General features: G+C 36.0%; 18 protein-coding genes and 1 tRNA gene. 8 read left to right on the top strand and 11 right to left on the bottom strand.

Features of this window, described 5'->3' with window-relative positions; translation table 11 throughout:
* Positions 1-12: 12 nt before the first annotated feature.
* Complete coding sequence (locus J3U24_RS09535; protein ID WP_065562703.1) at positions 13-1,017, bottom strand: LacI family DNA-binding transcriptional regulator; 1,005 nt, start codon at positions 1,015-1,017, stop codon at positions 13-15.
* A 195-nt stretch (positions 1,018-1,212) separates the two neighbouring features.
* Between J3U24_RS09535 and J3U24_RS09530 the strand changes: the two genes are divergently transcribed.
* Both J3U24_RS09530 and cysE read left to right on the top strand, forming a co-directional pair.
* Complete coding sequence (locus tag J3U24_RS09530; RefSeq protein WP_218059968.1) at positions 1,213-2,454, top strand: oligosaccharide MFS transporter; 1,242 nt, start codon at positions 1,213-1,215, stop codon at positions 2,452-2,454.
* 173 nt (positions 2,455-2,627) lie between these two features.
* Positions 2,628-3,389, top strand: a complete 762-nt coding sequence (cysE, locus tag J3U24_RS09525; RefSeq protein WP_065562771.1) for a serine O-acetyltransferase — start codon at positions 2,628-2,630, stop codon at positions 3,387-3,389.
* Positions 3,390-3,446: 57 nt separating this feature from the next.
* Here cysE and J3U24_RS09520 read toward each other — a convergent pair whose 3' ends face one another.
* The 6 genes from J3U24_RS09520 to J3U24_RS09495 all read right to left on the bottom strand — a co-directional run bounded on the left by J3U24_RS09520 (position 3,447) and on the right by J3U24_RS09495 (position 8,897).
* Positions 3,447-4,283, bottom strand: coding sequence for a mechanosensitive ion channel domain-containing protein (locus J3U24_RS09520; protein WP_065562705.1), 837 nt, complete (start codon positions 4,281-4,283; stop codon positions 3,447-3,449).
* A 60-nt stretch (positions 4,284-4,343) separates the two neighbouring features.
* Positions 4,344-4,931: a nucleoid occlusion factor SlmA gene (gene slmA / locus J3U24_RS09515; protein ID WP_255305725.1), complete on the bottom strand. Its 588-nt coding sequence runs from the start codon at positions 4,929-4,931 to the stop codon at positions 4,344-4,346.
* A 2-nt stretch (positions 4,932-4,933) separates the two neighbouring features.
* On the bottom strand, positions 4,934-5,392 hold the full coding sequence (gene dut, locus J3U24_RS09510; RefSeq protein ID WP_065733692.1) for a dUTP diphosphatase: 459 nt from the start codon (positions 5,390-5,392) through the stop codon (positions 4,934-4,936).
* Positions 5,376-6,605, bottom strand: a complete 1,230-nt coding sequence (gene coaBC / locus J3U24_RS09505) for a bifunctional phosphopantothenoylcysteine decarboxylase/phosphopantothenate--cysteine ligase CoaBC (RefSeq protein WP_416380480.1) — start codon at positions 6,603-6,605, stop codon at positions 5,376-5,378. The genes dut and coaBC overlap by 17 nt, the downstream gene beginning before the upstream one ends.
* A 49-nt stretch (positions 6,606-6,654) precedes the next feature.
* Positions 6,655-8,316, bottom strand: a complete 1,662-nt coding sequence (recN, locus tag J3U24_RS09500; RefSeq protein ID WP_267330785.1) for a DNA repair protein RecN — start codon at positions 8,314-8,316, stop codon at positions 6,655-6,657.
* Between the two features lie 116 nt (positions 8,317-8,432).
* Entirely contained in the window at positions 8,433-8,897 is a 465-nt protein-coding gene (locus J3U24_RS09495; RefSeq protein ID WP_267330786.1) for an AraC family transcriptional regulator, read from the bottom strand.
* 183 nt (positions 8,898-9,080) lie between these two features.
* Here J3U24_RS09495 and J3U24_RS09490 point away from each other — a divergent pair, with 183 nt between their 5' ends.
* The 3 genes from J3U24_RS09490 (at position 9,081) to metF (ending at position 13,064) form a co-directional block, all read left to right on the top strand.
* Positions 9,081-9,632 carry a YagU family protein gene (locus J3U24_RS09490; protein ID WP_065733689.1) on the top strand — a complete coding sequence of 184 codons (552 nt, stop codon included), beginning with the start codon at positions 9,081-9,083 and terminating at the stop codon, positions 9,630-9,632.
* Positions 9,633-9,816: 184 nt separating this feature from the next.
* Positions 9,817-12,090: a 5-methyltetrahydropteroyltriglutamate--homocysteine S-methyltransferase gene (metE, locus tag J3U24_RS09485; RefSeq protein ID WP_267330787.1), complete on the top strand. Its 2,274-nt coding sequence runs from the start codon at positions 9,817-9,819 to the stop codon at positions 12,088-12,090.
* A gap of 98 nt (positions 12,091-12,188) precedes the next feature.
* Positions 12,189-13,064 carry a methylenetetrahydrofolate reductase [NAD(P)H] gene (metF, locus tag J3U24_RS09480; RefSeq protein WP_065733687.1) on the top strand — a complete coding sequence of 292 codons (876 nt, stop codon included), beginning with the start codon at positions 12,189-12,191 and terminating at the stop codon, positions 13,062-13,064.
* A 154-nt stretch (positions 13,065-13,218) separates the two neighbouring features.
* Here the strand turns inward: metF and J3U24_RS09475 are convergent, their stop codons facing one another.
* Positions 13,219-13,797, bottom strand: coding sequence for an AAA family ATPase (locus J3U24_RS09475; protein ID WP_065733686.1), 579 nt, complete (start codon positions 13,795-13,797; stop codon positions 13,219-13,221).
* A gap of 182 nt (positions 13,798-13,979) precedes the next feature.
* On the opposite strand from J3U24_RS09475, the gene J3U24_RS09470 reads away from it, so the two are divergent.
* The 3 genes from J3U24_RS09470 to J3U24_RS09460 all read left to right on the top strand — a co-directional run bounded on the left by J3U24_RS09470 (position 13,980) and on the right by J3U24_RS09460 (position 16,787).
* Entirely contained in the window at positions 13,980-14,786 is an 807-nt protein-coding gene (locus J3U24_RS09470; RefSeq protein ID WP_065733685.1) for an IclR family transcriptional regulator, read from the top strand.
* A 22-nt stretch (positions 14,787-14,808) separates the two neighbouring features.
* Complete coding sequence (gene eda / locus J3U24_RS09465) at positions 14,809-15,456, top strand: bifunctional 4-hydroxy-2-oxoglutarate aldolase/2-dehydro-3-deoxy-phosphogluconate aldolase (RefSeq protein WP_065733684.1); 648 nt, start codon at positions 14,809-14,811, stop codon at positions 15,454-15,456.
* A gap of 80 nt (positions 15,457-15,536) precedes the next feature.
* Complete coding sequence (locus tag J3U24_RS09460; RefSeq protein WP_065733683.1) at positions 15,537-16,787, top strand: MFS transporter; 1,251 nt, start codon at positions 15,537-15,539, stop codon at positions 16,785-16,787.
* Positions 16,788-17,377: 590 nt separating this feature from the next.
* On the opposite strand, the gene J3U24_RS09455 is transcribed toward J3U24_RS09460, so the two are convergent.
* From J3U24_RS09455 to carA, 3 genes are all read right to left on the bottom strand, one after another.
* Positions 17,378-17,454: transfer RNA gene (locus J3U24_RS09455), tRNA-Met, on the bottom strand.
* 283 nt (positions 17,455-17,737) lie between these two features.
* Entirely contained in the window at positions 17,738-20,953 is a 3,216-nt protein-coding gene (gene carB, locus J3U24_RS09450; protein ID WP_267337234.1) for a carbamoyl-phosphate synthase large subunit, read from the bottom strand.
* Position 20,954: 1 nt separating this feature from the next.
* Positions 20,955-22,109 carry a glutamine-hydrolyzing carbamoyl-phosphate synthase small subunit gene (gene carA, locus J3U24_RS09445; protein WP_267337233.1) on the bottom strand — a complete coding sequence of 385 codons (1,155 nt, stop codon included), beginning with the start codon at positions 22,107-22,109 and terminating at the stop codon, positions 20,955-20,957.
* Positions 22,110-22,246 lie beyond the last annotated feature (137 nt).

Genomic DNA, 22,246 nt, shown 5'->3' with positions numbered 1-22,246 from the left:
GTGGTTTTTTCGTTATAAAGATTCTCGTTCTAAATATGGTGATGGTATGTGAGTGATAGTTTTTTTACTTTCACTATTGATTATATGGAGAGCTGCTTTTTGACCTATTTCATAATGTGGTAATTGTACAGTAGTCAGTGAAGGATAAAAAAGTTCACCAGTACCAACCATATTGTCATAACCGAGAACCGCAACATCGTTGGGAATATGAAATCCTTTACCAAGTAAAAATTGATAAGCAACAAAAGCAATTCTATCGTTACCACAAATTAATACATCAAAATCTGGTTTTTTAACACAATGTTTTGCCAAAATTTCTATCGTCATCATATATTCTAGGGAAAGGTTTGCAGGTGACATTAAAGTATGATAACTCTTGATATCGTTTAAATCGTTGCCAGCATCTAACCATGCTTGCTCAGCAGCTTTACGCCTAATTTTACCCGCTAAAGTATTTTCTGATAAATAGATACATAATGGTTTTTTATATCCCTTATTTATTACATTCTGCATCGCTTGATATTGACCAGAATAATCATCAGGGATGTAACAAGCAAGCAGCTCAGAATCACTAATGCAGTTTGCTAATACCACATTTTTACCGAGCAATTTATCTGGCAGTTGAACTTTTCTTAACCCCATTGTTGTATAAATAATACCATTAGGTCGATAAGATAAAAGAGTATTAATCGCATGATCAGCATCTTTATCATCAAATAAATTAACAATAAATGTATTCCAACCATGTTGTTGAGCTGTTTTTTCTATTGCTTGAAGTAATTCAACTGAGAATGGCGTTGTCGCCGTTTCTAATGCCAGCACACCAATAGCATAAGGGCCAGAATTATCTCCTCGAATCTTTCGTGCAGATAAATCCGGCACATAATTAAGCTCCTCAATAGCTTTCTTCACTTTTTTATATGTTTCTTTATTGAGTTTGTCAGGATTATTGATTGCTCGAGAAACCGTCATCAATGAAACTGATGCCAATCTAGCAACATCCTTGAGTGAAGCCATAGTTGAATCCTTTTGCTCACATTAAAAATAATAATAAATTTTAGCTTTGTATGATGATACCACAAATAAAAATGATAAAAAGTGTGAGGAAAGTAACATTTATGATAATTGGTTGTTTCTATTTTATTCCAATTATGACAATAATGTTAACATTAACATGTTAACGTTAAACTTCAACATAAAAAGAGAATGAAAATGAATATAGATATAATACAAAATAGAAATTATTGGTTCTCGTCAGGCTATCTTGTTACCTTTTATGCAGCATGGTCACTTTGGTGGTCTTTTTATGCCATTTGGCTCAAAAGCCAAATTGGTTTATCTGGTGAACAATTAGGGGTTGTTTATTCTGCTAACTCTGCTGCAGCCATGTTTTTTATGATTTTTTATGGCATTATCCAAGATAAATTGCAGATAGGTAAAGCGGTAATTACCTTCCAAAGTATTATCATGTTACTTATTGGCCCGTTTTTAATTTATGTCTATGAGCCTTTACTTCGAAATGATTTTATTTTGGGTGTCTGTATTGGTGCCCCAGTATTAAGTGCTGGTTTTATTTCTGGATGTGCTTTGATTGACTCTTTTATCGAGCGAATTAGTCGTCTATTTGGTTTTGAATTTGGGCCAGCAAGATTCTGGGGATCATTTGGTTATGCTGCTGCAACTTTTGTTGCTGGTATTTTATTTGGCATTAACCCTCACATTAACTTCTGGATGGCATCTGGCGTTGCAGCTATCTATTTCACCATCAATTTAGTTTTTAAACCTAAACAAGAGTCTTTGGCAAATGGTAAAACACAAGCCGTCATGGAAAAACCATCTATCCCTACCATGAGTGAAATTTTTTCACTATTTGGTATGAAAAAGTTTTGGTTATTTGTCTTTTTTATAATCGGTACTAATAGCTTTTATACCATATATGATCAGCAACTATTCCCAAATTTCTATACCAGCTTCTTTGATAAACCAGAAAGTGGCTATCAAGTTTATGGATATTTAAATTCTTTCCAAGTTTTTTTAGAAGCAGCTTGTATGATTTTAGTACCCTATTTTATTAATAAAATTGGTGCAAAAAAAGCTTTACTAGCAGCAGCGTTGGTAATGGTATGCCGAATCTCATTATCTGCAACGTTAGATAATGTTTATCTAATTTCATTAGTTAAACTTTTCCACGCAATTGAAACACCACTATTTATTCTAGCAGTATTTAAATACGCTGTAGCCAACTTTGATGCGAGACTATCATCCACACTATACTTAGTTGGATTTAACATCTCATCAAATGTAGGTGTTATTGTATTGTCATGGATTGTAGGTAAGTTATTTGATAAAACAGGATATTCAACTACTTTCTATGTACTAGCAGCAATAGTATTTGTCATTTTATTTATTGCAACATTTACTTTAAGTGACAATAAACAAAAAACAGAAAAATAACCATCATTCTTAAATGTTATAAAATGGGAACAATTTGTTCCCATTTTATAATATCTATAGAGAAAGCTTGCTTCTATTCTTAGTTTGCGAAACAATATAAATTGTTGAGACTGACGTTTAAATCTATATAGGTACTTGGTGTGAATACAAGCAAAAAAGTGGTTAAACCGGACATGTTATGGCAGACAATCCGAGAAGAAGCATCAAAGCTCGTTGAAAGTGAGCCAATGTTAGCAAGCTATTTCCATGCAACTTTACTTAATCATGAAAATTTAGGTAGTGCATTAAGTTATATTTTAGCTAACAAGCTTGCAACCCAAGTTGTACCGGCAATTGAGATTCGAGAAATTGCTAGACAAGCTTATCAAGCAGATAACAACATAATCAATGCCGCGATTACCGATATACTTGCTGTTTACATTCGAGATCCAGCAACCAATTACTATTCCACACCGCTACTTTATTATAAAGGTTTTCTTTCACTACAAGCTTATCGAATTGCACACTGGCTTTGGAAACAAAACCGTAAATCACTAGCAACTTTTTTACAGAGTCAAATTGCTATTGTATTTGGCGTTGATATCCATCCAGCAGCTAAAATTGGCTGTGGTGTTATGTTTGACCATGCAACAGGGATAGTCATTGGTGAAACCGTAGTTATTGAAAATGATGTTTCTATTTTACAATCAGTGACATTAGGTGGAACCGGAAAAGAAAATGGCGATCGTCATCCTAAAATTCGTGAAGGAGTAATGATTGGTGCGCACTCAACGATTTTAGGAAATATAGAAATAGGTAAAGGAGCAAAAATTGGAGCTGGTTCAGTCGTTTTAGAGCCTGTTCCTGAACATACAACAGTAGCTGGTGTTCCTGCTAAAATTGTTGGTTGTCCTGATTGTGATAAACCAGCTTTAAACATGGATCAAGATATCTAATTTTTGAAAAATGATTCCGTTGTTCAATGACAACGGAATACATAATGTAGTTGAAAATTACGACGGAGAACTAAGATTTACATCCATAGTTGGGTAAGGAATATTAATGCCATTTTCAGTTAGCCCATTTTTAATATTCTCAAGTAATACAGCTTTTACTGGTCCATAATTAGCATTTAACGTCCAGACTAAAACATTAAAATTCATGGATGAAGCATCCAGCAAATCCAAACGTATAATCGGTTCTTTACTCGTTAAAATATTATCAGTTTTATTTACAGCTTCTCTTAATACTTTATAAACTTTCTGAATATCAGAATCATATCCCACATTAACAACTATATCTAAACGTCTTTCTGGCAAACGAGTATAGTTAATAATATTTGCACTAACCACTTGTCCATTTGGAATGACGACCATTTCATTCGTTGGCGTGACAATAGTTGTTGAAAAAATTTGAATCGAATCAATAACACCTTGCTGATTATTAATAATGACTGTTTCACCAACTCTAAATGGGCGAAAGATAATTAAAATTACACCAGCTGCAAAATTAGACAACGAACCTTGCAGAGCTAAACCTACGGCTAAGCCGGCGGCACCAATTACCGCAACTATTGATGCGGTTTGCACACCAAGTTGACCTAACACGGCAACTAGCGTCATAACAATAATGGCATAATAAGATAAAGAACTAACAAATTTAACTACAGTCGGATCGACATGGCGATTAGTTAAAATTCTTCTTAATTGACGAGCAACAAATTTAGCAATTGTTCGACCAATTAAAAAAATAAGAATGGCAAAACAAAAATGAGCAATATAACTGATTACTACGCCATCATATTTCTCAATAAACAACCAAATCTGGTTTACTATATTTTCAAAACTCATGAAATTATCCTCTGTAAAAATAACAGAAATAGTTAATTGAATAATTGCGATTAAATTGGTTTAAACTAACTGTTTTGCTAATAAAGCCCAACGGGTTTCAAAGTTTGTTGTTGGTAGATATTTAAAACCAGAACGGGAATAACGAGCCATCATTCCTTCGCAAAAAGCAAGTAACTGACTAGATAAAATACGTTCATCAGTGGTAAAGGCCACACCTTCACGGATTTTTCTTTCTCGTATAACTTGCTTTATCTGCGTTTCGATACGTTCAAATAATTGACTGATTCGTTCTTGCAATTGGTCTTGCTCAAACATTAACGCATGGCCAGTCATAATCCGAGTCAACCCAGGATTCTTTTCAGAAAAACCAAGGATTAAAGCCAAAATAAGTTGAAGCCGCGTAAATGTTTTTGGTTCATCTTGCAAAATCACATTGATGCGAGAAAGCAAAATATCTTCAATATAAACGATCAAACTTTCAAACATTTTAGTTTTACTTGGAAAATGCCTATACAATGCCGCTTCAGAAACACCAACAGTTGCAGCTAATTTAGCAGTAGTTATTCGTTGTGTTCCCTCATTGGATTCAAGCATTGTTGCTAATGCTTGAAGTATATCTTCTTTACGATTTTTATTTTTGCTACTCACGATTATTTCTTACCTGAATGCCCAAATCCACCTTCGCCACGCGCTGATTCGATAAAATCATCAACAATATTAAATTCTGCTTGCACGACTGGCACAATAATTAATTGAGCAATACGATCACCTGGCTCAATAACAAATGGGTTTTGACTTCGGTTCCAAAGGGGAACAAACAACTGTCCTTGATAATCGGAATCAATTAAACCGACTAAATTACCAAGGACAATACCATTTTTTGAACCAAGGCCTGAACGAGGTAATACTAATGCAGCTAAACTAGGGTCAGCAATATGCATTGATAATCCGGTTGGGGTTAAGATTGTTTCGCCTGCTTTGATTTCGGTTGTTTTATCAAACATCGCTCTTAAATCAATACCTGCGGAACCTTCAGTTGCGTAAGTTGGCAGTGGAAACTCGTTACCTAAACGTTTATCTAATACTTTTATATCAATTTTTCTTTTCATCATGACTCGCTTTATATCGTGTTATAACTGCTTGAAGTAATTCTTTTGCTAATTCTTGCTTATTGCTTAATGGTAACGTTTGTTCACCATTTTGCCAATAAAGGGTTAATGCGTTTTGATCAGAATTAAAGCCTATTTTCTTGTCAGACACATCATTAGCACAAATCAAATCTAAATTCTTAGTGGTTAATTTTTTAAGGGCATAAGCCTTTATGTTATTGGTTTCAGCGGCAAAGCCTACAACAAACGGGCGTCCTTTCTTTAATGAAGCAATGTTGGCAACAATATCAGGATTTTTAACTAATTTAATAACAAGTTCATCACTATCATCGGTTTTTTTAATTTTTTTCGTGGCAATAGTTTCAGCTCTATAATCAGCAACAGCAGCACAAGAAATAAAAATTGATGATTTTTTAGCAAACTTTAATGCCACATCATACATCTCATTAGCACTTTTTACATTAATGCGATTCACATTATTTGGAGTTGCTAAATTAACTGGGCCACTGATTAAGTTTACTGTTGCTCCAATTTCAGCCGCTGCCTGAGCAATAGCATAACCCATTTTACCTGAACTGTAATTACTGATATAGCGTACCGGATCAAGCTCTTCAATGGTTGGGCCTGCAGTAATGGTAATCTCGGTTCCAGCAAGTGTTGACGTTGCTGAAAAATACTTCTCAACATGCTTAGCAATAGTTGCAGGTTCAACCATTCGCCCTGGGCCAAAATCACCACAAGCTTGAAAGCCATCATCAGGACCCCAAATTAAGGTATTTCGCGAAGCTAATGTCGCTAAGTTCTGTTGAGTTGCAGCAGCTTTATACATCTGTTGGTTCATAGCTGGCGCTATGGCAATTTTAGCTGGTGTTGCAAGACACACTGTTGATAAAAGATCATCAGCAATACCATTTGCCATTTTCGCAATGATATTTGCCGTAGCGGGAGCAATTAATACCAAATCAGCCCATTTAGCTAATTCAATATGACTCATCGATAGTTCAGCAGAAGGGTCAAATAAATCACTTGATACCGTATTACCAGACAATGCTTGCAATGTCATTGGCGTGACAAAATGGCTCGCTGACTCAGTTAATACCACATGTACCTGCGCACCTGCTTTTTTTAGATGGCGGACAAGATCAGGGCATTTGTAAGCAGCAATGCCACCAGTTATCCCTAATAAAATATGTTTACCAGATAGACTCATGATCTCGTTATTCTCCGATCCCAATTAAAGGCGATATATTACCATAATTAAATTAGATAATAAGTAACTCTTTCGCATTGGCAAGCGTTGCATCTGTAATTTTATCCCCACCTAACAACCGAGCAAGTTCATTTAAACGTCCGTTTTCATCTAATCTTTGCATATCTGTCGATGTTTGTTTACCATTCGTTTGCTTACTGACAAAATAGTGCTGATTAGCTTGACCCGCTACCTGTGGTAAATGCGTTACCGTAATGACTTGTGTTGACTCACCAAGTTGCCTTAACAGTTGCCCAACCTTAGCCGCTGTTGGTCCACTAATACCGACATCAATTTCATCAAAAATCAACGCTGGGGTATCCATTTTTTGCGCGGTCAAAACCTGTATGGCTAGTGCGATACGAGACAATTCACCACCAGATGCAACTTTGGCTAATGGCTGCACGACTTGCCCAGCATTAGTACTCACTAAAAAAGAAACTTGGTCTGCGCCATCTTCACCTAATCGATTTTCATCAAATATAACATCTATACTGAATTGACCGTTTGGCATAGATAAATCGTGCATAATAGCCATTACTTTTTTAGCCAACGTTTTACTCACTGTTAATCGTTTTTGATGCAATTTTGCAGCCAGTTCTATCGCAATTTGTTGATACTTTTTGATCTCTTCTTTTAACTGTTCACCTTGTTCATCTTGTTGATTAATCTGCTTAAATTCATTAAGTAAATTTTGATGTAACTCAGGTAATGCTTCAGGAGAAACATGATGTTTTCGCGCTAAAGCAATTTGTTTAGACAAGCGTTGTTCAAGTTGCATCACTCTTGCCGGATCGAGCTCTAAGCTCTCACTATAATGGCGTAATTCATAGCTAGCTTCTTTAATTTGAATAGCGGCATCTTCTAACATAGCTAAAACATCATTCAGTGAAGGATCTAATGCGACCAACTCATGAATACTTTGTTTAACACTATTAAGCATGTTGCTGACATTATATTCGTCTGCTTCATCTAATAGCATGATAGATTGTTGGCTAAGATTAATTAGCTGTTCGCTATTGGATAATTTTTTATATTCTTCATCTATTTGTTGATATTCACCTTCAATTGGTGAAAATTCATTTAACTCTTTTAATTGATATTGTAATAACTGAACATGAGCATCACGCTCTTGTTTGGAAGAAAGATATTGTTGATAAGCTTGGCTTGCTGATTTCCATTGTTTATAAGCTTGTTGCATATTCGACAATAGTGTCGGCTCATTCATATAATGATTAAGTAAAATTTGTTGATAATCACTTCGTAATAAACGCTGATGTTCATGTTGGCCATGAATTTGTATTAACATTTGTCCTAAATCTTTTAATTGTGAGATAGGAACAGCACGCCCATTAATAAATGCTTTCGAACGCCCATCTTGATTGATAACTCTTCTTAAAATACATTCATTACCTTCATCAAGTTGATTTTCGGTTAACCAGGAGTATGCTGCTGGAGTATCATCAAGAACAAAACTGGCTGAAATATCAACCCGATCAGCTCCATTACGAATAGCTGAAGCATCAGAACGATTTCCTAAACAAAGCCCTAATGCATCGATCGCAATCGATTTACCTGCGCCTGTTTCACCCGTAATTGCGGTCATACCTGTTGTAAAATCAACTAACAACTGATCGACGATAGCAAAATTATTAATAGTCAATTGCGTTATCATAATAAATTAATACATAAGGTTGGTTACCATATTGGCAGTATAACAGCAAAAACACTGTAAATAAATACAGTTAATTATTTTTATAAGCGTTAATTTTTAAAAAGATAATAATTAATTTACGCTAAAGGCAAATAAACATCAGTGATCATCTCTTGTGGTTGAATGTTTAAACCGACATTTACATAATGGAAAATTGGAGGAAAGTTCCCTATTCGCTCGCCACTTTGTGGAAGCCATGTTTCAAGTAAGTAAATAATGGCTTGATTATTTTCTCTAGAGCCAATATCCCTTGCCTTGGCACAACGAAGTTGTGGTATTTTTTTATTGATGATTCCGTAATCATTTGGGGGAATTGTGCTATTTATCGATATTGCAAAATCGACATGATGCTCATTGAGAGGCGTCGTGTTGGGATTGGTATAATGAATACCATAACTTTGATACTTTTGACTATCTAAAAAATTGTTTTCTTGTCGCCATTTAATGAATTTATTTAGAGTGTTATTCTCTAATAAAGGTGAACCATAATGTTCAATGACGGCTAATTGTGTAGCAGGAAATTGTACAATTTCGACATTCATAACCTAAATCCATGGATAATTTATTTGCTACCTTTTAGGATGCTATTAAAAGACGCTTAATAAATAATTTTTACCAATTATAACAATAACTTTTACACTCGGTCAATTCAGCTTATTCCCCTTTCTTCCACGGTTGCTTACGGATATAATTTACAAGCTTTTAAACTATAAAGGTATTATTAAATGTTTGGAAATAAAATAAATCGACAAATTATTGTTTGGACTACTCTGATTGGTGGATTCATTAGCGCACTGGTTAAATGGGGTTCTGAAGTTAATATGCCTCCTCGTGTTCCTGGGGAAATTTCACCACCTGCGGCACACATTGATGCATGGCTTGGTTGGTTAGGCATTAATTCTCATTCACTTGATTATGTTTACCAAACGGCAATCGTTTCGGGCGCAGTAACACTTTATCACTGGTTATTTAGTTTTGCCTTTGCCTTCGTTTATGTATTTATTGCCTACTTTTGGAATAATATTCGATTATGGTATGGTGCATTTTATGGCATTATCATTACCGTTATGATGCACGGTTTTTTAATTCCGCTATTAGGTTTTCGTCATCCCGCTTATGATCCGGAAGGCACCGTTGGTTGGTTATGGAACCTAAATGGTTATGAACTTTGGAGTGAAATTTTAGGGCATATCTATTGGGGTGTATCGATTGAAATCTGTATGATCGCTGTGCTTGCTCATTTTTCAAGACCAATTCGTGGCGAATGGCGCCAGTAGTTAATTTATTAATTTTCATCTATTTCAATCCTTCTGTTGAAAAACAGAGGGATTTTTTTATACCTTTTGATATAGTTAAAAACTATATCTTTTGATAAAAAACTAGAATTATTCAATAACATTTTTTTTTGCTATCTTTTTAACCACTAAAGAAAAGTGCTAAATGCTAAATAAGGAAAAGAAAATGAATACTGCAGTTATTGGATATCCTCGTGTTGGTAAACTTCGTGAGCTTAAATTTGCAACCGAAGCTTATTTTAAAGGTAACAAAACCCAAGCTGAATTATTAAATGAAGCAAAAGCCCTACGTGCTGAACATCTACAACAACAAGCATCACATAAAATTGCTTTAATCTCATCTAATGACTTTTCATTTTATGATGCAGTATTAGATACGGCCTGTTTACTGAATGTTATCCCGAAACGTTATCAAGATTTAGGCTTACCTGAACTCGATCGTTATTTTGCCATGGCGCGTGGTTATCAAGGTGAAAAAGGTGATGTGCGAGCGCTGGCAATGAAAAAATGGTTTAATACCAACTATCACTACTTAGTGCCGGAAATTGAAGATTCACTACAAATAAAACTAGCCAGCACCAAACCTTTTGACGAATATCAAGAAGCCAAAGCATTAGGTATTCAAACCAAACCGGTTGTGATTGGCGCATTAACCTTTTTCAAATTAGCACAGTATTTAGGTAATAAACAGCTAGTTGATTTTAAAGCCGATATTATTAAAGCCTATCAAGAAATTATTCAGAAATTTACTGCACTTGGTGCGCAGTGGATACAAATTGATGAGCCAATTTTAGTGACGGATTTAACTCATGAAGATATTGCTCTATTCAATGAGCTTTATCAGTCAATTTTATCCGTTAAAGGTACAACCAAAGTGGTTTTACAAACTTACTTTGGCGATGTGCGTGATTGTTACCAACAATTAGTGGCGTTACCATTTGACGGTATCGGACTTGATTTTGTTGAAGGTAAACAATCCTTAGCATTACTTGAAAGTCATGGTTTCCCGGCTGATAAAGTGTTATTTGCCGGTGTGGTAAATGGTAAAAATATTTGGAAAAATAATTATAAAAAAACATTGGAATTAGTCGCAAAAATTAAGCAAAAAGCGGCAAACATTGTGATTAATACTTCGTGTTCTTTACTCCACGTACCTTATACATTACAAAACGAAACTAAATTAACGATTCAACAACGAGCTTATTTTGCTTTTGCTCAAGAAAAACTACAAGAGTTAGCAGAACTTGGTGAATTAGTCAAAGACTCGAATTTTGAAAATAGTCCGGCTTACAAAGCAAATCAAACACTATTTACGCGTGAGCGTGAAGGAGCAAATCAAGCGGTACGTCAAAAAGTTTCGGCTTTAAAAGCGTCTGATTTTACTCGTCTACCGGAATTTTCAGTACGTGAAGCAGCACAGAAAAAAGCCTTTAATTTGCCATTATTACCTACAACAACGATTGGTTCATTTCCGCAAACACCTGATGTACGTTTAAACCGTGCAAAATTCAAGAAAGGTGAAATTTGTTTAAATGAATATACCGAGTTTAACAAACAAAAAATTGCAGAATGTATCAAGCTTCAAGAACAGATTGGTATTGATGTGTTAGTTCACGGCGAATTTGAACGTAATGACATGGTTGAGTATTTTGGTGAAAGCTTAAATGGTTTTGTCTTTACTGAAAAAGCATGGGTGCAATCTTATGGTACTCGTTGTGTTAAGCCGCCAATTGTATGGGGTGATATTTCACGCTCTAAACCAATTACCGTTGAATATTCACAATATGCACAAAGCCTAACTGACAAACCAGTTAAAGGCATGTTAACTGGCCCAGTGACGATCCTTAACTGGTCGTTCCCTCGTGAAGATATTTCACAAAAAGAGTCTGTATTCCAAATTGGTTTAGCAATCAGTGATGAAGTGTTAGATCTTGAAGCGGCCGGCATTAAAGTCATCCAAATTGATGAAGCGGCGTTAAAAGAGAAATTACCATTACGTAAAGCTGATTGGAATAGTGAATATCTGGATTGGGCTATTCCGGCATTTAGACTAGTGCACAGCAAAGTACAAGCTGATACACAAATTCATACACATATGTGTTATAGCGAATTTGCTGACATTATCAAAGATATCGATGCCATGGATGCTGATGTGATTTCATTTGAAGCATCACGTTCTAATCTACAATTGATTGATGTGCTTAAAGCCAATAATTTTAAAACGGAAGTTGGACCGGGTGTTTATGATATCCATTCACCACGTGTACCACCGGTTGCTGAAATCAAAGCAACAATTGAGAAGTTACTGGCAAAAATTGACAAGCAAAAACTTTGGATTAATCCGGATTGTGGTTTAAAAACTCGTGGTGAGAAAGAAGTTGTTGCAAGTTTAGAACATTTAGTTCAAGCAACATTAGAAGTTCGAAAAACACTTAATTAACAGCGTTAATTAATTTGCTTTACCTTAATTTCCGCCGCCGATTTTGGCGGCGGAAATGTCAGTAAGGATAATAGTAATCACACCAATGGATGATACAGATGAAAACAAATTTACTCTTTAATAAAAAAACCGTGTTCTCTTTTGAAGTTTTTCCCCCTAAAAAAACGTCACCTTTAGAGACAATCTATAGCACATTGCGTGAACTTGGTTACTTCAAACCTGATTTTATCAGTGTTACTTATGGCGCTGGTGGTAGTTTGAATGGTCAAACGACAATTGATATCGCCCACGCTGTCAAACATACTTATGGCATTGAAAGTGTTGCTCATTTGCCAGGAATTAATTTTGATAAAGCAGAAATGCAGAAAATTCTTCATGATCTCAAATGTGCCGGTATCGATAATGTGCTTGCATTGCGAGGTGATATTAGCCCGACAGTTACACCTAAAGATGATTTTCGCTATGCCAGCGAGCTGGTTTCATTTATTAAAGAAAATGGTGATTTTAATGTGATTGGGGCCTGTTATCCTGAAGGACATCTTGAAGCATCAACGCTAAAACAAGATTTAATACATTTAAAAGAAAAGGTGAGTGCCGGAACAGATCAACTGATATCACAGCTATTTTTTGATAACGACTATTTTTACACTTTCTTAGACAAAGCCCGTGATATGGGGATTAATGTACCAATTGAAGCAGGGATTATGCCGGTAACGAACAAAAACCAAATTGAACGTATGGTATCGATGTGTGGCGTAAATCTACCGAAGAAATTCAAACAGATGATGGAGAAATATGAGTATCACCCTGATGCATTCCGTGACGCCGGTATTGCTTATGCTATCGATCAGATTGTTGATTTAGTTTCACAAAATGTTGACGGTATCCATTTGTACACCATGAATAATAGCTATATCGCTAGAAGAATTAGTGAAGCGGTATCAACGTTACTTGCAGTACCAAAATCAGTATAAACAATAAAATTTTAAGTAAGAAAAGCTATAATAAATATAAAAGAATTAATGCAGGAGCAGAATTTGAACCAGTGATCTTATGATCCCAACGTACTACCAAGCTGCTCCCCTGCGTCAAAGACAAAAGTATATAATAATTATATAATCTCATAATCTAATTAAAGTGTTTTAAAAGAGTATATTCATCTATTTCCGGTGCACTATTATCATAACGGATATAATTTACATCTTTCCATAGACATCGTTTTTGATTTAAACTTTCAATAAATGTATCCCAATTATCTAATTTCCAGGTATCACGAGCATTATTACGTTCTAATATTCTTTGCTTCAAAACATCAGCTGGTACAAAGACTTCTAAAACATAGCATTCCATTTGGCTACAATTAAATCGTTGCTTAACTTGATTGATATAGTTTTCATCAGAAAAATAACTTAAAAAAGGAGCATCAAGTATTACTGAATTACCCAGTTTCAAATTTTCACTTGCAATATGCAGTAATGTATCATATTCAATATTCATAACTTCTTTTTTATAAAATTCGCATCCATCTCTTGCTGTAGGTTCATATCCTTTTGACATAAGTAATTCGCCAGTAAAGCGGTTAGCTACAATGTCTTTATCCAAATAACAATAGTGGAGCTTTGAAGATAAAAATTTTCCTACGGTTGACTTCCCTGAACCAGCTGCTCCAATAAGAAAAATAGCCTTTGTACTTGTATTAACTTTCATAATCCTTTCCTTTTCGCATTTGCGAACCGTCATTCATAAACGCGAACCATTAATGTGAACTAAATAATAAATTGAATAATATAATATAAAATGGAAATGCAATAATAATATGACATGCTATATTAAATACAGAAATATAGTTTAATTATTGAACCTACTTCACAGTTCACATTTGCGAAATTATGAAACAAGATAATAGACCACTAAAATTAAATAAATCGGCAGCAAGAACAATAGATTTACTTTTACTATTTGTAAGTAGTGATAAATATTTAACACTCAATAATATTTGCGAAATGTTGCAATTGCCTAAGAGTAGTGCTTTTGAACTAATACAAACTTTAGTGTATAAGGAAATTATCGAGATAAAAGATATTAAACAAAAAACTTATGGTTTGAGTTTATTAGCATTTGAAATCGGTAGTTCAGTTATTACTAATATGGGTGTAGCCGATGCAGCAAGGCCATTTATTCAGGAACTCAATCGACAAACAGGTAGTACCGTATTTCTTGGTGTAAAAGATAAAGGCAAAATAGTTTATATTGATAAGGCTGAAAATCATTCAACCATAAAACCAACAGCTAAATTGGGTTCTAGGCGTTATTTACATACAACAGGGTTAGGAAAAGGGTTGCTTCACGCATTTTCAAATCAGCAAATTATTGATATTTTAGGAAAAGAACCTTATCCAAGCAAAACACCACTATCGCATACAAATCATCAAGAAGTTCTAAAAGATGCCGATAAAACAAGAGAGCGTGGTTACGCTATCGATGATCGCGAAGATAATTTAGAAATGTATTGCATCAGTTCTGCTATCTATAACCACGAAAATGAGCCGATTGCGTCATTTAGCGTTGCCAGTTTATATAGTGGAATGACTAAAGATAAAGAACAACTTATTGCCAAATCAGTTAAAGAAACAGCTTTGCAAATTTCAAGAAAATTAGGATTTACTGGAAATAAGTTATATCAATTAAAAGATTAAGACAGACTATTGGAGATAATGAATGTATCGTAAATTAGATAATCTGAATAAAATTATTAATTCAGGAATTGTATTGATTGTGAGATTAGCAACAGAAGAAGAATCAATAAAAGTTGCTGAAGCAGCAATTAAAGGTGGTATTACCGTTATTGAAATTCCAATGGCAGTACCTAATGCTCTTGGTGTAGTAAAATATTTATCAGATAAATATAAAAAGAAAGGTATTTTAATTGGCGCTGGAACAGTTCTAGATGGTGAAACAGCCCGAGCTGCAATATTAGCAGGAGCGGAATTATTAGTTAGCCCTAACTTAAATCCAGAAATGATTAAAGTTGCGAATCGTTATCAAGCTATAACGATGAGCGGTGCCTTTACTCCCACTGAGATTCAAAATACTTTAGAAGCTGGAGCTGATATTGTGAAACTCTTTCCAGCTGAGTTTGTTAATCCAAATTATGTCAAATCTGTTTTAGCACCCTTAGAGCATGCTCCAATCTCTCCAACAGGTGGCGTAACACCTGAAAACGTTCATGAATGGTTTGCTGCTGGAGCTGTTTGTGTGGGGGTCGCTAGTTATATTACCAAAGCAGCTATGAAGGATAATGATTATAGTAAAGTAACTCAAGCAGCTAAAAAATTTGTAGCAGCAGTAAATAAAGCTAAAAAATAAACAATAATTAATATTAATAAAGTAAAGGCATATCTTTGATATGTCTATAGGATCGTTTTGTCTAAAATAAAGGTGTGGATATGACAATACAACAAAAACCAAAACTAAGATGGGGATTCATCATTCTTCTTGTAATCGGGGCTATCGTCAATTACTTAGATAGATCAAATTTAAGTATTGCAAATACAACAATAGCTCAGGAGTTTGGGTTATCTCAAACCCAAATGGGATTTTTATTATCGGCATTCCTCTGGCCATACGCGCTAGCTAACTTACCTGCAGGTTGGTTGGTGGATAAATTTGGTCCTAAAAAAATGTTTGCTTGGGCGTCTGGCCTATGGTCTTTAGTTACCATCCTTTGCGGCTTTTTAAATAGCTATTCAATGTTTTATGCCATGAGAGTAGTGTTAGGTGTTGTTGAATCACCTTTCTTTACCTCAGGATTAAAAACAACTGAAACATGGTTCTCAAAAGAAGAACGAGGTGTCCCTGTATCCATAATTAATACTGGTTCACAAATAGCTAATGCTATTGCTCCGCCACTATTAACCATTCTTATGTTAACGATGAGTTGGCGTGGTATGTTTATAATCATTGGTGTATTTGGATTACTTGTCATGCTTGTTTGGTTAAAAGTATATCGGAACCCAACACCGGAAGAAATTACGCTAATAAAAGGTAAATCTAATGCAGAAGAACCGAAAAGAAAAGAATCTCAAGCATCATGGGGAGATTTATTAAAACAAAAAATGACTTGGTTTATGATTCTCGGTAATTTTGGAATTATGTTTACTATTTGGGTTTACTTAACATGGTTACCTAGTTACTTAGAAAAAGAACAAGGCTTTACTTTAAAACAAATGGGATGGATTGCATCAATTCCTTTTTTCTGCGGTATTATAGGTGTTCTACTCGGTGGAATTATTTCTGATTTCGCTATACGACGAGGTTTTCAACCAATAAATGCAAGAAAAATTCCTATTGTTGGTGGAGCTATACTTGCAGCCGCTTCAGTCGCACCCATTGCTTTTATTGATAATACTGTACTTAGTATTGTTCTTTTATCTATTGGTTATTTTGCTTCTCAACTCCCATCAGGTGTTATATGGACATTAGCTGCTGATGTAGCACCTAGTCACCAAGTCGGTTCATTAGGTGCAATTCAGAACTTTGGAGGCTTTTTAGGTGCAGCAATGGCACCAATTGTAACAGGTATCATACTTGATATAACCGGTAGTTTCGGTTATGTATTTATATTAGGTGCATGTTTACTTATTTTAGGTGCAATTTCATATGGCATCTTTTTAAGAAAACCAATAAATAATAAATAATACAGACCGCTAATCATATATGAAGATCATTAATTTTAATGATCTTCCTTAATATTAATAAACTAATTACTTTTGATAAAAAACTAATATTTCATATTTAATAATTTAAGGATCAACATGATTACTCAATATCATGATCCATCCTTACATAGCTTCGTTTAAATAGTTATGCAAAATATTGATTTAATTGCTTGCTATACCTATCGTAAATCGAATATGGCCAATCAAATTGTGATAATTCTGCCAATCACACCAATAATCTAAAGAAGCCAATATTCTAGTAGTGGTTGCAGAAAACTCATTTAATAGCTAAATATAGAATTATGCCTCTCGTTTATTCTCTTATTTAATAAGTATCAGTTACACACGATTCTTAATGTTCTGCTAACCATTATATTGATATTCTGAATTAACTTTTCTCAAAGATAGAGAGTAATGTATGTAACTTGCATAACAGTATTTTTAATTATAATTAGGTTATGTATCAATGATTAAAAGATGCCAGCTCGATTTTAATGCTAAACCCTTGCAGTATACCAAAGTCAGGATAGTAAATTATTAAGAATAAGTTAGGATAGGTTTAAAAGAATTGGTTGCGGGGGCTGGATTTGAACCAACGACCTTCGGGTTATGAGCCCGACGAGCTACCAAGCTGCTCCACCCCGCGTCAAAGAGGTGGCTATATTATAGTAATAAAATAATAAAGCAATACCCTTCTAGCCTAAACGTCCTATTTTTACACATTCCTTAACAAATAAGGACGATTTTTATACGAAATGGTATACACTCCTCAATATTTTTTACATTAATTATCGTTGATTATGCTCAAACTCTCCTAATTAGATAAAATAGTTCAAAGGAAAAAGAAATATTTTTTCAGGTGAATAAGAGATCTTATTTGTACAACACCGTAAACCAGATTAGTGAAAAGAGACGAGCTTTACTCGTCTCTATTGATAAAGTGCCTGTAATGGTTTCACGCTATGAGCTGGATCATAATCAAGCGCCGACGTTGTGGCATAAGCCGCATTCATCGTGGTATCGTAATGAACTTTATATTGAATAGCACTACGGCGTAGGATTTTCGATGCCTCAATAGCAGCCCGTCCAGATGTGGTATTGAGAATATAGCTATATTCGCCATTTTTAATATGGTCATGAATATTGGGGCGCCCTTCGTTCTCTTTTTTAACCATTTGGCAGGGTATGCCAGCTTGTTGTAATGCCTTAGCAGTGCCCAAAGTAGCATCAATACTAAAGCCATGCGCAATTAATCGTTTAGCGATCGCTAACAAGCGAGTTTTGTCTTGATCACGAACAGATAGCAGAGCTTTTCCTGATTTTTTCATACTTGATAAGCTACCAAGTTGTGCTTTGGCAAAGGCTTCGGCAAAGGTTTTACCAATTCCCATCACTTCACCGGTTGAACGCATTTCAGGCCCCAAAATTGGGTCAACGCCACTAAATTTATTAAACGGTAATACCACCTCTTTCACTGAGTAATAAGGCGGTATGACTTCTTTGGTGATATTTTGTTTAGCCAGTGATTGCCCGGTCATAACTCGTGCAGCGATTTTCGCTAATGGCAAACCGGTAGCTTTCGACACAAATGGCACGGTGCGAGCGGCTCGAGGGTTGATTTCAATCAAATAAATTTGGTTATCTTTGACGGCAAATTGTCCATTCATAAGCCCTTTTACATTAAGTTCTAACGCTAATTGTTTAGCTTGCTTGCGCAATTGGTCTAAAATTTCCGAGCTTAAAGTATATGTTGGTAATGAACAAGCAGAATCACCGGAGTGAATTCCCGCTTGTTCAATATGCTCCATAATGCCGCCAATTACGATTTGCTCGCCGTCGGCAATGACATCAATATCAACTTCAATAGCATCATCTAAAAAGTGATCAAGTAGTACGGGAGCATTATTCGATTCACTGACTGCGTTTTTAAAATAACGTCTTAAATCTTGCTCGTTATACACAATTTCCATTGCTCGACCACCAAGCACATAAGACGGTCTGACCACTAATGGATAGCCAATTTGTTCGGCTTTAATCACCGCATCTTCAATATCGGTAACCGTTGCGTTAACTGGCTGTTTTAACTTTAACTTATCGACAATCGACTGAAAACGTTTGCGATCTTCAGCTTGATCTATCGCATCTGGCGAGGTACCAATAATCGGTAGCCCAGCGACTTCAAGCGCTCTGGCTAATTTTAATGGTGTTTGCCCGCCGTATTGTACGATTACGCCATTTGGTTTTTCCACATGAGCAATTTCAAGCACATCTTCCAGTGTGACTGGCTCAAAGTAGAGTCGATCTGAGGTATCATAATCGGTAGATACCGTTTCCGGATTACAGTTAACCATAATTGTTTCATAACCGTCTTCACGGAGCGCCAGCGCTGCATGTACACAACAGTAATCAAACTCAATACCTTGCCCAATCCGATTCGGTCCACCGCCTAATATCATAATCTTAGGGCGAATGAATTGTGGTTTAGCTTCGCACTCTTGTTCATAGGTTGAGTAAAGATAAGCTGTATCGGTCGAGAATTCCGCCGCGCAGGTATCAACTCGTTTATATACAGGATGAATATCGTATTGGTTTCGTCGATCACGAACGTCTTGTTCTTCAACATTCAACAGCTTAGCAATACGTAAATCTGAAAAACCTTTACGCTTAAGTTGCCATAATGATTCTGAATTTAGGCGAGCGAATGATTGCGATTTTAGTTGGTTTTCAAGGCTGATAAGTTCTTCAATCTGCACTAAAAACCAGCGATCGATATTCGTTAATGTGAAAATTTCATCTAAACTAAAGCCGGCTCGAAAAGCGTCAGCAATATACCAAATTCGTTCAGCGCCCGCTTCTTGTAGTTCATAACGTATTTTGCTGAGATTTTTTTCATCATCATAATTGTCAATTTTCGGATCAAAACCACACGCACCGACTTCAAGCCCTCGTAGCGCTTTTTGTAATGATTCTTGAAAAGTCCGCCCAATAGCCATCACTTCACCCACTGATTTCATTTGGGTTGTTAGACGATCATTACACCCAGCAAACTTTTCGAAATTAAAGCGGGGTATTTTTGTCACCACATAGTCGATCGAAGGCTCAAATGACGCTGGCGTTTTACCTCCGGTAATATCATTAGATAGCTCATCAAGGGTAAAGCCGACCGCAAGTTTGGCCGCAATTTTTGCGATTGGAAAACCGGTTGCTTTAGATGCTAATGCTGATGAACGTGATACCCTTGGATTCATTTCAATCACAATTAAGCGTCCGGTTTTAGGATCAACCGAAAATTGTACATTCGAACCACCTGTTTCAACGCCAATTTCACGAAGTACCGCTATCGATGCGTTACGCATGATTTGATACTCTTTATCAGTTAGTGTTTGAGCTGGCGCAACGGTAATGGAATCCCCGGTATGAATGCCCATAGGGTCAACATTTTCAATCGAACAGACGATGATGCAGTTATCATTTTTATCTCGTACCACTTCCATTTCGTACTCTTTCCAACCAATTAATGACTCATCAATGAGGAGTTCATTGGTGGGCGACAGATCAAGTCCTCGGGTACAAATTTCATCAAATTCTTGAGTGTTATAAGCAATCCCGCCACCGGTTCCCCCCATAGTAAAAGAAGGGCGGATAATGCAAGGAAAGCCAACTTGTTCAAGTACGGCATAAGCCTCTTTTAATGAGTGAGCAATGCCGGAACGGGCAGTATCAAGACCAATTTTTTTCATGGCTTGATCAAAACGTTTGCGATCTTCAGCTTTATCAATTGCATCAGCGGTAGCGCCGATCATCTCGACATTAAATTGTTTTAAAATGCCTCTTTTATCCAGTTCTAACGCACAATTGAGCGCTGTTTGTCCGCCCATGGTGGGCAAAATGGCATCGGGTCTTTCTTGTTCAATAATTTTACTCACCGTTGTCCAATCAATCGGCTCAATATAGGTGGCATCCGCCATTTCCGGATCGGTCATAATGGTGGCAGGATTAGAATTGACTAAAATAACCCGATAACCTTCTTCACGCAGAGCCTTACAAGCTTGAGCGCCGGAATAATCAAATTCACAAGCTTGACCAATAACAATTGGGCCAGCGCCAATAATGAGAATGCTATTAATATCTGTTCGCTTAGGCATGTTATTGCTCCTGCTTATAAATTTTAATTAATTCGATAAAGTGATCAAATAGTGGGGCGGCATCGTGAGGCCCGGGACTCGCTTCGGGGTGACCTTGAAAGCTAAAAGCCGGTTTTTGATTATGATGAATACCTTGTAGCGAACCGTCGAACAGTGATTTATGCGTCACACGTAAGTGAGTCGGTAAACTCATTTCATCAACGGCAAAACCATGATTTTGCGCGGTAATCATAACTCGATTATTTTCAAGATCTTTAACCGGATGATTGCCACCATGATGTCCAAATTTCATTTTTATGGTTTTTGCACCACAAGCCAACGCTAACAGTTGATGCCCTAAACAGATACCAAATATCGGTATGTTAGTGGCTAAAAACTGTTTAATGGCATCAATGGCATAAGTACAAGGTGCCGGATCACCGGGACCATTTGATAGGAATATACCGTCAGGATTTAATGCTAATACCTCCTGCGCAGAGGTTTTGGCCGGAACAATGGTCAATTTACAACCCCGTGCAACTAACATCCGTAAGATATTACGTTTTACGCCAAAATCATAAGCCACAACATGATAAGGCAAGGCGTTTTTTGCCGCGGGGTGTTCTTGCTCTCTTGTCCATACACCTTGTGTCCACAAATAGCTTTTTGTACAGGTGACTTTTTGGGCTAAGTCCAGTCCGGATAATCCTTTAAAATCGATCGCCATTTGTTTAGCGGTATCGACTTTTTCAAGTATAGTTTCTTTATCATATGCCGTGATAATCACACCATGCTGAGCCCCTTTTTCACGCAAGATTCGAGTTAAACGGCGAGTATCGATATCGGCAATGGCAATAACATTATGCTGTTTTAAATAACTCGAAAGATCGAGCTCATTGCGATAATTGCTGGCTAATAGTGGTAAATCACGAATAATCAGCCCTTTTGCATAAACTTGATTAGATTCAGCATCGGCATTGTTAGTACCGACATTACCTATATGGGGATAAGTTAACGTGACCAATTGCTCGCAATAGGAAGGGTCGGTGAGTATTTCTTGATAACCGGTCATTGAGGTATTAAAAACAACCTCACCAACAGTTTGTCCGTCGGCACCGATTGATTTACCGATAAATTGTGAACCGTCTTGTAATATAAGGAGGGCATAAGTTTGCATGGCTAAGAGACCTTTTGATTAAATAAACACTATTTATGAATAATAATTCACATAAATGCTTTTTCAGTAACTCATTAATTGGTCATTTTATTACAATTTTTTAAACAAAAAAAGTGTTATTATAAAAAATAATTAAA

This window comes from Gilliamella sp. B2785, from assembly GCF_026537005.1.
GTDB lineage: Bacteria > Pseudomonadota > Gammaproteobacteria > Enterobacterales > Orbaceae > Gilliamella > Gilliamella apicola_E.
This window is presented reverse-complemented; position numbering and strand designations above follow the sequence as displayed.

Excerpts from the sequence above, each read along its gene's own strand:
- J3U24_RS09535 (WP_065562703.1), bottom strand. The coding sequence starts at position 1,017 with ATGGCTTCACTCAAGGATGTTGCTAGATTGGCATCAGTTTCATTGATG.
- J3U24_RS09530 (WP_218059968.1), top strand. The coding sequence starts at position 1,213 with ATGAATATAGATATAATACAAAATAGAAATTATTGGTTCTCGTCAGGC.
- cysE (WP_065562771.1), top strand. The coding sequence starts at position 2,628 with ATGTTATGGCAGACAATCCGAGAAGAAGCATCAAAGCTCGTTGAAAGT.
- J3U24_RS09520 (WP_065562705.1), bottom strand. The coding sequence starts at position 4,283 with ATGAGTTTTGAAAATATAGTAAACCAGATTTGGTTGTTTATTGAGAAA.
- dut (WP_065733692.1), bottom strand. The coding sequence starts at position 5,392 with ATGAAAAGAAAAATTGATATAAAAGTATTAGATAAACGTTTAGGTAAC.
- recN (WP_267330785.1), bottom strand. The coding sequence starts at position 8,316 with ATGATAACGCAATTGACTATTAATAATTTTGCTATCGTCGATCAGTTG.
- J3U24_RS09495 (WP_267330786.1), bottom strand. The coding sequence starts at position 8,897 with ATGAATGTCGAAATTGTACAATTTCCTGCTACACAATTAGCCGTCATT.
- J3U24_RS09490 (WP_065733689.1), top strand. The coding sequence starts at position 9,081 with ATGTTTGGAAATAAAATAAATCGACAAATTATTGTTTGGACTACTCTG.
- metE (WP_267330787.1), top strand. The coding sequence starts at position 9,817 with ATGAATACTGCAGTTATTGGATATCCTCGTGTTGGTAAACTTCGTGAG.
- metF (WP_065733687.1), top strand. The coding sequence starts at position 12,189 with ATGAAAACAAATTTACTCTTTAATAAAAAAACCGTGTTCTCTTTTGAA.
- J3U24_RS09475 (WP_065733686.1), bottom strand. The coding sequence starts at position 13,797 with ATGAAAGTTAATACAAGTACAAAGGCTATTTTTCTTATTGGAGCAGCT.
- J3U24_RS09470 (WP_065733685.1), top strand. The coding sequence starts at position 13,980 with ATGAAACAAGATAATAGACCACTAAAATTAAATAAATCGGCAGCAAGA.
- eda (WP_065733684.1), top strand. The coding sequence starts at position 14,809 with ATGTATCGTAAATTAGATAATCTGAATAAAATTATTAATTCAGGAATT.
- J3U24_RS09460 (WP_065733683.1), top strand. The coding sequence starts at position 15,537 with ATGACAATACAACAAAAACCAAAACTAAGATGGGGATTCATCATTCTT.
- carB (WP_267337234.1), bottom strand. The coding sequence starts at position 20,953 with ATGCCTAAGCGAACAGATATTAATAGCATTCTCATTATTGGCGCTGGC.
- carA (WP_267337233.1), bottom strand. The coding sequence starts at position 22,109 with ATGCAAACTTATGCCCTCCTTATATTACAAGACGGTTCACAATTTATC.